The sequence below is a fragment of the Rhizobium sp. 05N49 genome (assembly GCF_056396805.1).
Window position 1 is genome coordinate 223,632 of the sequence record NZ_JBFTME010000010.1, and the last position, 13,943, is coordinate 237,574.

The 13,943-nt window shown below is 61.1% G+C and carries 12 protein-coding genes; 4 read left to right on the forward strand and 8 right to left on the reverse strand.

The features are described from left to right. Positions 1 to 12: 12 nt before the first annotated feature. Together AC1DF8_RS21340 and AC1DF8_RS21345 are read right to left on the reverse strand one after the other, a co-directional pair. The gene (locus AC1DF8_RS21340; protein WP_478154881.1) at positions 13 to 582 is read right to left on the reverse strand and encodes an endonuclease domain-containing protein; all 570 of its coding nucleotides are present in this window, start codon (positions 580 to 582) and stop codon (positions 13 to 15) included. Next, positions 582 to 1,835, reverse strand: coding sequence for a Zn-dependent hydrolase (locus tag AC1DF8_RS21345; protein WP_478154854.1), 1,254 nt, complete (start codon positions 1,833 to 1,835; stop codon positions 582 to 584). Before AC1DF8_RS21345 ends, AC1DF8_RS21340 begins: the two co-directional genes overlap by 1 nt. Before the next feature lie 313 nt (positions 1,836 to 2,148). Here AC1DF8_RS21345 and AC1DF8_RS21350 point away from each other — a divergent pair, with 313 nt between their 5' ends. Next, positions 2,149 to 2,787: a TetR family transcriptional regulator C-terminal domain-containing protein gene (locus AC1DF8_RS21350; RefSeq protein WP_112544025.1), complete on the forward strand. Its 639-nt coding sequence runs from the start codon at positions 2,149 to 2,151 to the stop codon at positions 2,785 to 2,787. Between the two features lie 45 nt (positions 2,788 to 2,832). Here AC1DF8_RS21350 and AC1DF8_RS21355 read toward each other — a convergent pair whose 3' ends face one another. The 3 genes from AC1DF8_RS21355 to AC1DF8_RS21365 all read right to left on the reverse strand — a co-directional run bounded on the left by AC1DF8_RS21355 (position 2,833) and on the right by AC1DF8_RS21365 (position 6,595). Next, positions 2,833 to 5,403: an HWE histidine kinase domain-containing protein gene (locus tag AC1DF8_RS21355; protein ID WP_478154856.1), complete on the reverse strand. Its 2,571-nt coding sequence runs from the start codon at positions 5,401 to 5,403 to the stop codon at positions 2,833 to 2,835. Continuing rightward, positions 5,403 to 5,936, reverse strand: coding sequence for a biliverdin-producing heme oxygenase (locus tag AC1DF8_RS21360; RefSeq protein ID WP_113147599.1), 534 nt, complete (start codon positions 5,934 to 5,936; stop codon positions 5,403 to 5,405). Before AC1DF8_RS21360 ends, AC1DF8_RS21355 begins: the two co-directional genes overlap by 1 nt. Positions 5,937 to 6,184: 248 nt before the next feature. After that, positions 6,185 to 6,595: a rhodanese-like domain-containing protein gene (locus AC1DF8_RS21365; protein WP_112971155.1), complete on the reverse strand. Its 411-nt coding sequence runs from the start codon at positions 6,593 to 6,595 to the stop codon at positions 6,185 to 6,187. Positions 6,596 to 6,667: 72 nt separating this feature from the next. On the opposite strand from AC1DF8_RS21365, the gene ftrA reads away from it, so the two are divergent. The 3 genes from ftrA to prfH all read left to right on the forward strand — a co-directional run bounded on the left by ftrA (position 6,668) and on the right by prfH (position 9,693). Continuing rightward, positions 6,668 to 7,669, forward strand: coding sequence for a transcriptional regulator FtrA (ftrA, locus tag AC1DF8_RS21370; protein WP_478154883.1), 1,002 nt, complete (start codon positions 6,668 to 6,670; stop codon positions 7,667 to 7,669). A gap of 199 nt (positions 7,670 to 7,868) precedes the next feature. Continuing rightward, positions 7,869 to 9,092, forward strand: coding sequence for an RNA ligase RtcB family protein (locus AC1DF8_RS21375; protein WP_478154859.1), 1,224 nt, complete (start codon positions 7,869 to 7,871; stop codon positions 9,090 to 9,092). Beyond that, positions 9,079 to 9,693 (forward strand): peptide chain release factor H, encoded by a 615-nt coding sequence (gene prfH, locus AC1DF8_RS21380; RefSeq protein ID WP_478154861.1) that lies wholly within the window; start codon positions 9,079 to 9,081, stop codon positions 9,691 to 9,693. The genes AC1DF8_RS21375 and prfH overlap by 14 nt, the downstream gene beginning before the upstream one ends. Positions 9,694 to 9,773: 80 nt before the next feature. Here the strand turns inward: prfH and preA are convergent, their stop codons facing one another. From preA to AC1DF8_RS21395, 3 genes are all read right to left on the reverse strand, one after another. Continuing rightward, positions 9,774 to 11,087, reverse strand: coding sequence for an NAD-dependent dihydropyrimidine dehydrogenase subunit PreA (preA, locus tag AC1DF8_RS21385; RefSeq protein ID WP_112971152.1), 1,314 nt, complete (start codon positions 11,085 to 11,087; stop codon positions 9,774 to 9,776). A 15-nt stretch (positions 11,088 to 11,102) separates the two neighbouring features. After that, positions 11,103 to 12,464 carry an NAD(P)-dependent oxidoreductase gene (locus tag AC1DF8_RS21390; protein ID WP_113016900.1) on the reverse strand — a complete coding sequence of 454 codons (1,362 nt, stop codon included), beginning with the start codon at positions 12,462 to 12,464 and terminating at the stop codon, positions 11,103 to 11,105. Positions 12,465 to 12,925: 461 nt separating this feature from the next. After that, positions 12,926 to 13,921, reverse strand: coding sequence for a sensor histidine kinase (locus AC1DF8_RS21395; protein ID WP_183847598.1), 996 nt, complete (start codon positions 13,919 to 13,921; stop codon positions 12,926 to 12,928). Positions 13,922 to 13,943 lie beyond the last annotated feature (22 nt).

A 13,943-nucleotide genomic window follows, 5' to 3' on the forward strand; every position in this document is an offset into this window, starting at 1 on the left:
GTTCCCTATTCATTATCGTTGTTCGGCTGGCGAATAAAAATCGGGCAGTTTAGCGCTGAATTCGAGACGGCCCTCTATTGCAGCCAGGATCGTTTCGAGGACCGAGCGTCGCTCGCGCAAGATTTCCTGATTCCAGAAGCGCAGGACCGAATAGCCATTAGCGTTGAGCCATTCGGTCCTGCGTTTTTCGGCAACACTTTCGGCATGCTGGAAGCCGTCGATCTCAACGATCAGCCGCTCTTCGCGACAGAGGAAATCGACGATGAAGGGGCCGAGTGGAACTTGCCGTACGAATTTGTAGCCGTTCAGGCGGCGGGCACGCAGGTCACTCCAGAGGCGATATTCTTCCTCGGTTTCGGTTTGTCGCAGGTTTCTTGCTTGCGCGGTCCTGGCGGGGCGGTGTTTGCGGACGTCTTGTTTGATAGTTTTTGTCGCGCTTGGAGTCCCCTCATCCGCCCTTCGGGCACCTTCTCCCCGAAGGGAGAAGGGGGAGGCGGCGATGTTCATCGTCCCCTTCTCCCCAGCGGGGAGAAGGTGGCCCGAAGGGTCGGATGAGGGGGCTCCAGGCGCAGTGCCATCCATCACGCGACAATCTCCGCCGTCTCGACCACAGCATGGAAGAGCACATCGGCGCCAGCCGTTGCCCATTCCTTGGAAATCTCCTCAGCCTCGTTATGCGAGAGACCACCCACACACGGGCACATGACCATCGTCGCAGGCGCCACCTTGGCGGCCCAGCAGGCGTCGTGGCCGGCTCCGGAGATGATGTTCATGTGGGAGTAGCCGAGGCGGTCCGCGGCGGAGCGGACCGAGGTGACGAGCTTTTCGTCGAAGGTGACCGGCTCGAAATGGCCGATCGCCTCGATGGAACAGCCGACACCCAGCGCATCGCAGATCTTGGGCGCTTCGGCCTCGATCTTTGCCCGCATGCGGTCGAGCTTGGCCTTGTCGGGCGAGCGGATGTCGACGGTGAAGACCACCTTGCCCGGCAGAACGTTGCGGGAATTCGGCGAGAAGAAGACCTGGCCGACGCCGCCGACGGCGCCCGGCTGTTCGCCCATGGCGACACCCTGCACCATTTCCAGGATGCGCGACATGGCAAGGCCGGCATTGACGCGCATGTTCATCGGCGTCGAACCGGTATGGGCTTCCTTGCCGGTGAGCGTGAATTCCAGCCACCACAGGCCCTGACAGTGGGTGACGACGCCGATCTGCTTGTCTTCGGCTTCGAGGATCGGGCCCTGCTCGATGTGATATTCGAAATAGGCGTGCATCTTGCGGGCGCCGACTTCCTCGTCACCGACCCAGCCGATGCGTTTCAGTTCGTCGCCGAAGAGATTTCCTTCGGGATCCTTGCGGTTATAGGCGAAATCCAGGCTGTGCGCGCCGGCAAAGACGCCGGAGGCCAGCATGGCAGGCGCAAAGCGCGCACCTTCCTCATTGGTCCAGTTGGTAACGACGATGGGGTGCTTCGTCTTGATGCCGAGATCGTTCATTGTCCTGACGATTTCAAGCGCGCCGAGCACACCGAGGACACCGTCATATTTGCCGCCGGTCGGCTGCGTATCGAGATGCGAGCCGACATAAACGGGGAGAGCGTTCGGATCGGTGCCGGGGCGGGTCGCAAACATCGTGCCCATCTTGTCGACACCAAGCGTCATGCCAGCGTCTTCGCACCACTTGCGGAAGAGGCTGCGGCCCTCGGCGTCCGAATCCGTCAGCGTCTGGCGGTTGTTGCCGCCGGCAATTCCCGGGCCAATTTTCGCCATGTCCATGAGACTGTCCCAGAGACGGTCCCCGTTGACGCGCATGTTTTCGCCTGGCGCTGCCACCATGATTGAAAGTCCTCACCTGTTTTGCGGCAGTCATGCAAAGTACATGCCCGCCATGTTCCCGTGGTCAAACCCAGCTGCTGCTTTCTGTTCTGTTCAGCGCCGGAAAATCGCCAGTTGCCTTTGTTTTTTATCTGGCAGATAATTTGACCGATTGGTAAACATTACAACTTCCATCGCCGCGCTCAAGACGAAAATCACGAAAAACAGCTAGAAAATACCGGCAAAAAATACGGGCAGTTGCCTTTTAAAGCGGCAGGAGGGCCGTTCTTCGAATCTTGAGCGAAGAAGTTGAATTTCAAGGGGAAAAGAGCGGATGGCCATACCGAGAGCGGCGAAGACACTTCGGCGGACACGGATCCAGGAAGAAAAGGAAGAGCAAATCCTGGAAGCGGCGCTCGATGTGTTTTCGGTCAGCGGCTTTCGTGGCTCGACGATAGACCAGATCGCCGAAGTGGCCGGCATGTCGAAGCCGAACCTGCTCTACTATTTCCGCACCAAGGAGGCCATGCACCGGGCGCTGATCGACCGGGTGCTCTTCAACTGGCTGGAGCCGCTCAGGGCCTTCGATGCGGAAGGCAATCCGGAATCGGAGATCCGCAGCTATATCCGTCGCAAGCTTGAAATGGCGCGCGATTTCCCCAGGGAAAGCCGGCTCTTTGCCAACGAGATGCTGCAGGGTGCGCCGCATGTTCTCGATATGCTGAAAGGGCCGCTGAAAGAGCTGGTCGACGAAAAGGCGGCGGTCATCCGCACTTGGATCAAAAGCGGTAAGATCGCCCGTTGCGACCCTTATCACCTCATTTTCTCGATCTGGTCGACGACGCAGCACTATGCTGATTTCGATGTGCAGGTTCGCGCCGTGCTCGGCGAAGCGCATTCCGGCGACGGGCGCTTCGAGGATGCAGCGCGTTTCCTGGAGCAGCTCTTCATAAGCGGGTTGCGGCCGGACTGAGCCGCCGATCGGCGGTCTAGCGGTTACGCGTTTGCTCGAATACCTTCAGAGCTTGGCCGGAACCGAAATGCGGACAAGAATGTCCGTCACTCCCTCGATCGTGTAGGGCTTCTGCAGGATCGGCGCATCCGAATGGCTGTGGGCCTGCGCTATACCCTCGCCGTAACCTGTCGCGAAGACGAAGGGCACGTTGTTGGCGGCCAGCCGGTCGGCAATCGCGAAACTGGTTTCGTCACCGAGATTGACATCGAGAAGTGCCAGATCGAAGGACTGGCCGGCGAGGAATTCCATCGCATCGGCAACGCTTGGCGCTGTTGCAACTTCCGCGCCCAAGCGGCGCAGAATGTCTTCGCCATCCATGGCGATGATGAGGTTATTCTCGACCAGCAGCACATTGAGACCAGCGAGCGGTTCCTTGTCTGAAGCAACGACCTTGCCTGCCGCGGTTTCGACAGGCGCAGAAACGGGGTGTTCGTCTGCCGAGCTGACTGTTTCAACATACCTCGCCGGGATCGAGAAATCGGCTTCCAGCCCTTCCTTGATGTAGCGGATCTCAGCCTTGCCGCCGAGATCGTAGGGGATGGAGCGGCGAATGATCGTAGAGCCGAAGCCCTGACGCTTGGGCTCGGTGACCGGAGGGCCATTCCTTTCCCGCCAGCCTATACTGAGATTGCCTTCTTCATCCCTCAGCCAGCCGAGATCGACAAAGCCGGATCCCGACAGGCTTCCATATTTGGCGCTGTTGGTGACCAGCTCGTGGAAGACAAGTGCCGTCGTCGAAAAGGCCTGCGGCTCCAGCAGCACGTCTTCGCCGGTCATCCTGATACGCTCGGCGTTCTTGCCGAGATAGGCGGCGGCTTCGGCCAGCAGCAGCTGCCGCAGCGAAGCCGGCGCCCAGTGGTCGCGGGTGATCTGGTCGTGGGCTCTGGAGAGCGACTGGACGCGGCCTTCGAGCTGGCGGACGTAATCCGGCAGGCTGATGGCCGATGATTGCGATTGTCGGATCAGACCGCCGATGAGGCCCAGAATATTGCGGACACGATGGTTCAGCTCGGCGATAAGCAGTTCCTGCCGCTCGTTGGCGAGCTGGCGCGCCATGCTCGCTTCGTCCGTCAGGCGCAGAACCACCTCGATCAGGGTCACGCGGATCGTTTCTGCCACGCGACGCTCGGCTTCGGTGAAGGGCAGGGAGCGGCCGCGCACCAGCTCGGACCAGGCCTCGAAACTCTTGCGCGGGGTAAGCCGCGGACCGTTCGGGCCATAGTCCACCGGCTTGTGCGGATCGCCGGCCCAGCGGACGGTGCGCACGATCTCCTGACGAAACAGCACGACATAGTCGCGCGGCGAACGGGAGATCGGAATGGCGAGCATGCCCGCCACGGCATCATCGATTTCGATATCAGGATAGGTCTCCGCAAGCCGGTCCACCGCATAGACCCGGCCGGCAGCATTGCGATTGAGGTGGCGGATGAGAGCGGCAAAGCTCTTCTCGTCCGGACCGAGGCCGGCAATCGCCAGCCGTCCATTGATCCAGACGCCGATACCATCAGCGGGAATGGCATCCGCCAGGGCATCGATCAGCCAGGTCGGATCGTCGAGCAAGCTTGCATTGTCGGCAACAGACGTCAGGAGCCGGTCGGCGATGCGACGTGCCTTGGTCTCGTAGTCAAGCGCCAGGCGTCGCTCGCGGCTTTCGAGGCGGGATGCGAACATCTGGCCGAAGAGTTCGGCAGTGGAGCGGCTTTCGGCCGAAGGCAGGCGTTCGCTGTAATGATGGCAGGCAAACAGGCCCCAGAGCTTGCCATCGACGACGATGGAGATCGAGAGTGAGGCACCGACGCCCATATTGGCGAGATATTCGATATGGATGGGCGACACCGAACGCAGCACGGACATGGAGAGATCGAGCGGCCGGCCATGTTCGTCGAGTTCGGGCAGGATCGGAACCGGTGTCGCGTTGATGTCGGCAATGATGCGGAACAGATTGCGCAGATAGAGCGCGCGCGCCTGCACAGGAATATCCGAGGCAGGATAGTGCAGGCCGAGGAACGAGCCGATGCCCGGCCGGGCAGCCTCCGCCACGACCTCACCGGAACCGCTGTCATCAAACCGGTAGACCATGACGCGGTCGAAACCGGTGAGGGCCCGGGCCTGCCTTGCGCCTTCGCGAAAGAAGGCTTCCAGCGTTTCCGTTTGATCAAGACGCGACATCATGCTGCGGATGGAGAGCGACGGGGCGCTGGATTGGCCTTCGTTGCAGCGTTCGCCTTCGATGATGACCTGGCCGTGACTCACATGCACTGCGACGTCGAAACGCTGAGGGTCTGATGTCAGGGCAATGCCGAAAATGCGTTCGACGGTGTCGGGGCCGCGCAGGGTTGCGAGCTTGTTGCGGAGGGCGTGGAGAGCTTCGGGCCCAATGATGGACGACACGGGCCGGCCCGCGGCTTCGCTGTGAGTTATGCCCAGGAATTCGGCGAGATTTGCCGAGGCCCGAGTGACGATCCAGTCAGAGGATACCGCAAGCAGAAAACCGAAGGGCTGGACGGAACCGAGTTGATGGATCGGCTCGCGGTCGCAATTGGTCAGATCGACAGGTCCGGTCGCATTGCTCATCAAACAGCTTCCAGTTCGAGTTGCGCAGCCTTCAGAAAGAGATCGAAAACGCCGCGCGCAGCCGCAACCGCGGCTGCCATATCGTCAATGCCGCTGGTATCAAGACGTTCCATAAACGCGCGCATCGAACCCTTCGGACCGTGCGGGCTGAGGTAGCTGCTCGGCAGGTCATCAGGCACGGCCTTTGCCAGCATGGCGCCGCCAAGCTTCGATCCTTCCAGCACATAGACCGCGCCCCAGAGTGCGGCCTCGCCGCGTAGATCGGGCTTGGCAAGAAGCGGAGGCGGAGGCTCCTGGAGTTCGGCCATGTCGGCAAGAAGCAGATGCGCGCGCCGTCGCTCCGGCCAATCCGGCAGCAGTTGCTCGATACCGGCCTGCTCCAGGGCGGCTTCGACGGACGGAACCACGCGGGCATGGGCGCGCAAGAAGGTTTTATAGGTCCTGATATCGGAGAGGCTGAAATTGCCGAAAAGGGCGTCCACCCCGGCATGGCAATCTGCTGTTTGTGCACGAAGGGCACTGCGAAGTGACATGCTGACCGTGTTCCAAGTAATGTCGCATAGTATGCCGGCCGGATAGGGTCGGCGAAACTAGCGATATACGGCAGCCTCTGCTTATTTCCAGAGAAACCTATAGAAAAACATGGATTTCGGCGCGCTTGGCAATCCGATTTATCCGGATCTGTCTGCCATGACTGTTTGTCTATGGTGTCATCCGTCACCGGCACGAGAAGCATGTCCGGTGACGGATGAAATTATCCTTCGCCGCGGGGGATTCCGGATCAGGCGGCGGCGCTTGCCTCGCCTTCGAAGGCAAGACCTTCATCGGCCCAGCCGGTCAGCCCGCCGATCATCAGCTTGACGGAGAGGCCGAGACGGGAGAGGCGCAGGGCGGCCTTGTCGGCGCCGTTGCAATGCGGACCGGCGCAATAGACCACGAAGAGCGTATCGGAGGGCCATTCCGACATGCGGTGCGCGGTCATCTTGCCATGCGGCAGATTGAGGGCGCCCGGCACATGCGACTGCGCAAAGAGTGCGGGCGAGCGCACATCGAGCAGCACGAAATCGACCTTGCCGGAGGCGAAGGCGGCGTTCACGTCGGAGCAATCGGTCTCGAAGGCGAGCTTGCCGGCGAAATGATCGGCGGCGGCTTCGGGAGAAGCGGCAGGGATATCGGAGACGGGGCTTGGCATAGATCTTGTCCTTTCCTGGTTGCTGTTGCAGCCGATCATTGCCGATGCTACGGATTGGCGAAATTGGCCATCGTGACTGACAGCGTAAAGATCATGCCAAAATCGGATCTCCATCGAACGCAGGGACCACGTGTCGTGGCGCTCGCCTATGACGGGCTCTGCACCTTCGAATTCGGTATTGCCTACGAGGTTTTCGGCCTGTCGCGGCCGGAGATGGGGGAGGGCTGGTATCGCTTCTCCGTCGCCGGCATCGAGCCGGGTCCGCTGCGCGCTGCCGGCGGGCTGACGGTTGCTGTCGATCAAGGGCTAGAACTGCTCGATGAGGCAGATCTCATCATCGCGCCGGGATGGCGGGCGATCGATGCGCCGGTGCCGGAGCCGCTGACATCAGCCTTGCGGGCAGCGCACGAGCGCGGCGCACGGCTCATGTCGCTCTGCTCGGGTGTCGCTGTGCTTGCGGCATCCGGCCTGCTGGCGGGACGGCGGGCGACGACGCACTGGCGCTATGTCGCCTCGATTGCCGAGCGCTACCCGGACATCGCTCTCGATGCCGATGTGCTGTACATGGACGAGGGCAGCATCCTGACGGCGGCCGGCAGTGCGGCGGGCATCGATCTCTGCCTGCATGTGGTGCGCGGCGATTTCGGCCCCGACGCCGCCAACAGCGTGGCGCGACGGCTCGTCGTTCCGCCGCATCGCGAAGGCGGGCAGGCGCAGTTCATCGCCGCTCCCGTGCCGGAAGAGCGCGAGGGTATTCGCCTCGGGCCGCTGATCGAGTGGATGCGCGGGCGGTTGTCCGAAGACCAGCCCATCAGCCTGCTTGCCGACAAGGCCGGGATGAGCATGCGCACCTTTCAGCGCCGCTTCGAGGCGGCGACGGGCGACAGTGTCGGCGAATGGCTGCTGAAGGAGCGGTTGCGGCATGCCCGCGATCTCCTGGAGAGGGAGCTTGCGGTGTCGCTCGACGATATTGCGTTTGCCAGCGGCTTCGGGACGCTTGCAACCATGCGCCACCATTTCCGCCGGCGGCTTGGCACCAGCCCGAGCACTTATCGGAAGTCGTTCGGCAATTAATACGTCCCAGGCTTGCATTTGTTTTTTGCTTCGCTTAAAGGGGCGGCATCATTTGTTTCTGGAAAGGGAGCGCACGATGACAAAAATCTCAGCACGCCCCGAGAGGGTTTCGGCGTAACTCAGCCTCTGGGCTGACGCATGCCGGTTGACCATCGCCGTCTGCGCGATGAAAGACCATTCATATCCAGAGTTCATTATCATGGGCAATTCCATCGGGGGCGGAAGCTCCCCGACGACGCAGGCCAATGCGCCTGCGCTCATCCATCATTTCTTTTCCGGCCGCACCTGGATCGAAGGCGCGGCGCTAGATCAACTTGGCGAAATGTCCCGTCTTCCGGGCGTTTCGCAGATCGCTGCCTTTCCGGATTTGCATCCCGGCAAATATGGCGCAACCGGTGTCGCATTGGCGTCCGACCGGCTGCTTCCGTTGCTTATCGGCAATGATATTGGCTGCGGCATGTCGCTTTTCCAGCTCGATCTGCCGCTGCGCAAACTGAAGATCGATAAGGCGGCGGAACGGCTTCGCCAGCTTGAGGCTGAGGAGATCGGCGATGCCGCTGTCTTGCTGGAGGAGGCGCGCCTGCCAGCCTCCCTGGCGCCGGATGCACTCGGTACGATTGGCGGCGGCAACCATTTTTGCGAGCTGCAGGCCATCGATACGCTTGGCGATGGCGGTGCTTCCGCTGCTCTGGATGGTCAGGCTCTCTACCTGCTTGTCCATTCCGGCTCGCGTTCCCTCGGTGCTGCAGTCTTTTCCGAGGCTATCAGCGCTCATCCCGATCTTGCGGCCGGGCTCGTGCCGGGTTCACAAGATGCTGTCACGTGGCTTGCAAGTCATGACCAGTGCGTTGTCTGGGCATCGCTGAACCGTCGACTGATCGCAGCACGGGCAGCCGCCGCATTGCGTGCGGATCTGCGCCTCGTCGCCGATGTGCCGCACAATCTCGTCCGGTCTTCCGGACGTGATTTCGTGCATTACAAGGGGGCCGCGGCGGTCACGCCGGGGGAACTCGCGCCTATCGCCGGATCGCGTGCGAGCCTCAGCTATGTGGTTTGCCCGACAGCGGATGTATCCCGTTCGCTCGGCGGCATATCGCATGGGGCCGGTCGCAAATATGACCGGGCCAGCATGCATGGGCGGACAGGCCGTAACAGGTCCGAGCGTGAGCAGCTGCTGCGCAATGTCTGGGGCGGCATCGCCATTTGCGATGACCGGGCTCTCGTCGTCGAAGAGGCGGCGTCCGCCTACAAGGATGCGGGGCAGGTGGTTGCCGATCTCGAAAACGAAAAGCTGGTGAGCGTCGCTGCCAGCTTCCGGCCGCTCGTCACCTTCAAGAAGGCGGTTGACGAAGCCGAGGTCGAGCAGCGTCGCCGCAAGCCGGAGTACCGTCGGGAAGGAGGGCGTAACCGTGAGCGCTATTGATCTCCTGATCACGTCGGGCAACGGTCCGGTCGAGTGCCGGATCGCCGTCTCCGCGCTTCTGCGCATCCTTGAAGACGAGACGAAACAGCAAGGGTGCGTCGTCCATGTCAACCTCGGGCCGATGCCGGATCATCATGGTGCGAAGTCGGCGATCGTCACTATCGAGGGCGAAGCGGCGGAGCGGATTGCAACAGGCTATTGCGGTACGATCCGCTTCACCTTCAAGAGTGTGGTCCGCCCCGGCCACAAGCGGCAAAACTGGTATGTGGCCGTGCGGCGCATCGATCTTCCGGCTGAAGGTGTTGCGGTGACGATCGATCCTGCCGACCTGCAGTTCGAGACGTTGCGGGCAGGCGGGCCCGGCGGGCAGCACCAGAATACGACCGACAGCGCTGTTCGCGCCTTGCATCGCCCGAGCGGTCTCGTTGTGACGGCCCGGGACGAGCGCTCGCAGCATCGCAACAAGGCGCTGGCAATCCGGCGTCTGCAGGCAATGCTGCAGGATATCGAAGCGGAAAAGCAGGAGGCGGCGAAAGCCGGGCGCTTCATTGCCAACCGCACGATCGAGCGTGGCAATGAGGTCAAGGCCTTCAAGTTTTGACAGCAGGCAATATGCCTAGGTCTTAAAAGCAATCGACGCCCTCTAGGAGGGCGTCGATCTTATATACATTGAGCGGATGGTTATTCCGCGGCCTGGCGGGCCATCGGGTTGTTCGGGTGCGTCGTCCAGTTGGCGTAGTTCGGATCGACTACCTTGCCGGTGCGCTTGTCGAGGGCGCCTGCCGGAAGCTCTTCCATGGTGATGCAGTTTTCGACCGGGCAGACGCTGACGCAGAGATTGCAGCCAACGCATTCCTCGTCCATCACCTCGAAATGGCGGACGCCATCGACGAAGTTGGTGATCGCCTGGTGCGAGGTGTCCTCGCAGGCGATGTAGCAGCGGCCGCACTGGATGCAGGCGTCCTGGTCGATCTTCGCCTTGGCGATGTAGTTGAGGTTCAAATACTGCCAGTCGGTGACGTTCTGGACGGCGCGGCCGGTAATGTCGTCGAGGGTCTTGTGGCCCTTTTCATCCATCCAGTCCGAGAGGCCCGTGATCATTTCCTGCACGATCTTGAAGCCGTAGGTCATGGCAGCCGTGCAGACCTGCACGTTGCCGGCGCCGAGCACCAGGAATTCGGCTGCGTCGCGCCAGGTGGTGATGCCGCCGATGCCCGAGATCGGAAGGCCGTAGGTTTCCGGATCGCGGGCGATCTCGGCGACCATGTTGAGCGCGATCGGCTTGACGGCCGGGCCGCAATAGCCGCCGTGGCTGCCCTTGCCGCCGACGGTCGGGTTGGGGGCGAAGTTGTCGAGATCGACCGAGACGATCGAGTTGATCGTATTGATCAGCGAGACGGCATCCGTGCCGCCGGCCTTGGCGGCGCGGGCAGGGCGGCGGATATCGGTGATATTGGGCGTCAGCTTGGTGATGACGGGCATGCGCGTGTACTGCTTGCACCAGCGCACGACCATTTCGATATATTCAGGCACCTGACCGACGGCCGAGCCCATGCCGCGCTCGGACATGCCGTGTGGACAGCCGAAGTTAAGCTCGATGCCGTCTGCACCGGTTTCTTCGACCAGCGGCAGGATCGCCTTCCAGGCCTGTTCCTCGCAGGGAACCATGATCGATGCGATCAAGGCGCGATCCGGCCAGTTCATCTTCACCTGCTTCATTTCGCGCAGGTTGGTCTGCAGGTCGCGGTCGGTGATGAGCTCGATATTGTTCAGGCCGAGCAGGCGGCGGTCGGCACCCCAGATCGCGCCGTAGCGCGGGCCGTTGACGTTGACAACAGGCGGGCCTTCCTCGCCCAGCGTCTTCCAGACGACGCCGCCCCAGCCGGCCTTGAAGGCGCGTTCGACATTGTAGGCCTTGTCGGTCGGCGGTGCCGACGCAAGCCAGAACGGGTTCGGAGACTTGATGCCGACGAAATTATTGCGGAGATCAGCCATTGTTCATTCTCCCCTTCAGGCGACAGCAACAGCCGGAGCGGCTGCGGCAGTCAGGGTGCGGTGAATGGATTCGGCCGCGTCGCGGCCGTGGGCGACGGCAGATACGGTGAGGTCTTCGCCACCGAACACGCAGTCGCCGCCGGCCCAGACACCTTCGAGCGATGTGCGGCCTTCCGGGTCAACGGCGATACGGCCGGATTCCATGCGCAGCGCGCCGAGGCTGGAGGCTTCGAAGGTCTGGCCGATGGCTTTCAGGATATGGTCTGCGGTGATGACGCCGGTCTCGCCGGTGCCGGTCAAGCGACCATCAACGAGAGCAGTATATTCCACCTCGATCGCGGCCACCTTGCCATCCTGCGAGAGGATGGATTTCGGCGCCAGCCAGTGGCGAATGATGACGCCCTTGGAGGTGGCGAGATCCTGCTCGAATTCCGAGGCATTCATATGTTCCTTGCCGCGGCGGTAGCAGATGGTCACCTCTTCCGCGCCAAGCAGCTTTGCCTGCACGGCGGCGTCGATCGCCGTCATGCCGCCGCCGAGGACGACGACGCGGCGGCCGATGGCGATGTCGCCCTTGTTCCCGGCCTGACGAAGCTCAGCGATGAAATCGACTGCGTCATCGACGCCGGGCAGGGTTTCGTTATCGACGCGCAATGCGTTGACGCCGGCAAGGCCGAGGCCGAGGAAGACGGCATCGTACTGGCTCTGGAGGTCGGCGAGCGAGAAATCGCGGCCGAGCTGCTGATCATGTTTCACCTCGATGCCGCCGATCGACAGGACGTAATCGACTTCCTTCTGGGCGAAGTCGTCGACTGTCTTATAGGTGGCGATGCCATATTCGTTGAGGCCGCCGGATTTGGGCTTGGCGTCGTAGATGACGACATCATTGCCCTTGACGGCAAGGCGATGGGCGGCGGCGAGACCGGCAGGGCCGGCGCCGACGACGGCGATCTTCTTGCCGGTCGGTTCCGCGCGCCGGTAGAACTGCTTGTCGGCCGTCATCGCCGCATCCGTTGCATAACGCTGCAGGCGGCCGATCTCGACGGGACGCTCTTCGGCGGTGTTGCGCACGCAGGCCTGCTCGCAGAGCTCTTCGGTGGGACAGACTCGGGCGCACATGCCGCCAAGGATATTCTGGTCGAAGATGGTCTTTGCAGAGCCGATCGGATTGCCGGTCGAGATCTGGCGGATGAAGAGCGGAATGTCGATGGAGGTGGGACAGGCCGTCATGCACGGCGCGTCATAGCAGAAATAACAGCGGTCGGCGGCAACCAGCGCTTCGTGATTGTCGAGGCGCGGATGAAGATCGGAAAAATTAGCCTCGTACTCAGCGGACGAAAGCCGGCCGGCACGAATCCCAGTTTCCAGGCGTTCCATTGAAGTTCCCTCTTTATTGGTAACGACTAGTGAGGGAATCGTAACTCAGGTTCAAAAATTTATCAAACGGTAAAATTTTGGCAATTTTCTTCCGTCTGTTCAGTTTAAGTAATTGAATTTGTTTGACGTGCTATTTCTTTAGGCATGCTTTGAATTCCGATTGGATGGATATGAGCAGCAACCCAAATCGGCCATCCGAGAAAAAATTGACGAAAGTCCAATTTTTTTCCAATCGGAGGGAACCAAAGTTAACGAGCGTAGTTAATGCGATATCCGAATGATGACCGCATCGACCCAACATGCGCGCCCCCAACCCATCATTCGGACGAACTCACGGTCCCCTCCCGGTGAGTGGAGACAGCCGGTGCGCCGCCCTCGCACCGGCTGTTTCTCCGTTTGGCTCAGGCAATTCCAGCAGAAACGTGTGGCTCGAGTCCGGAACTGCGTAAAACCACGGAATCTCAGGTGCGCTTCAGGATTTCGAATTCCGTTTCCGGAACCGTCAGATGATATTCGATGCGGCCGGGTACAAGCGCCAATTCGGCCTTGCCATTGACGGAAGATGGCACGACGCGCTCCAGCACTGTACGGCCGAAGCTGTTTTCGCTGAATTCGTGGACGTCGCCACTGTTTGGAAGCACTTCCACCCAGGCGAGTTCGATTGCCTGGCGGCCGGCGATCTCAGCCTCCCGGCAGTTCAGGGTGATCGAGGTCGCCCCGCTGGCGATTGCGCCATAGGAGGCGGAATTGACGATCAATTCATGCAGGGCCAGTCCGAGATGGACCGCGGCATTCGGCGTCAGATGCGCGTTGATGCCGAATATCGGCAGGGAGCCCGATGTTTCCGGCCAATAGGGGGCGAACTGTTTTTCGGCAAGTTCGAACAGAAAGGCGCCGCGCCAACTGGAATCGGTAATCAGATCCTGAGAGTTCGAGAGCGATTGAAGACGCCCGCGGAATTTCATCAGGAAAGAATCGAGAGAAATGGTATTGCGGGCGGTCTGCGTGGCAATGCCCTGGATGATGGCAAGCAGGTTCTTGGAGCGGTGGGAAAGCTCGCGAAGCAGCGATTTCAGCACCTTTTCGCGATGCCGGCTTTCGGTAATCTCCGAGATGACGGAGAGCAGACCGTAATTGCCGCGCCCGCCGGTGCGCTGAACGTTCAGTTCGAACGTCCTGACTTCGCCGTCGATTGCAACATCGACCTCCGCATTGCTGGAGGCGCCGGTTTCAAGCACCGTCCGCTTTATCGCGGCAAGCGATTTTCCATGTGCTTCGCCAAACAGCGAGCCGTCATCGCCGCCGGCGACGAAACGGGTCTGGAAATAGGGGAGAAGATTTTCGGCGTATATGATGGCAAGGCTGGCATCCTGATAGAGAATCGAGATAGCCGCGCTGGCGAGCGCGCGCTCCATTATTGCCGCCTTGCCTTCAGTGGTGAAAGGCGTTCCGGACAATGGTCCAGTCGTATTCACTCGG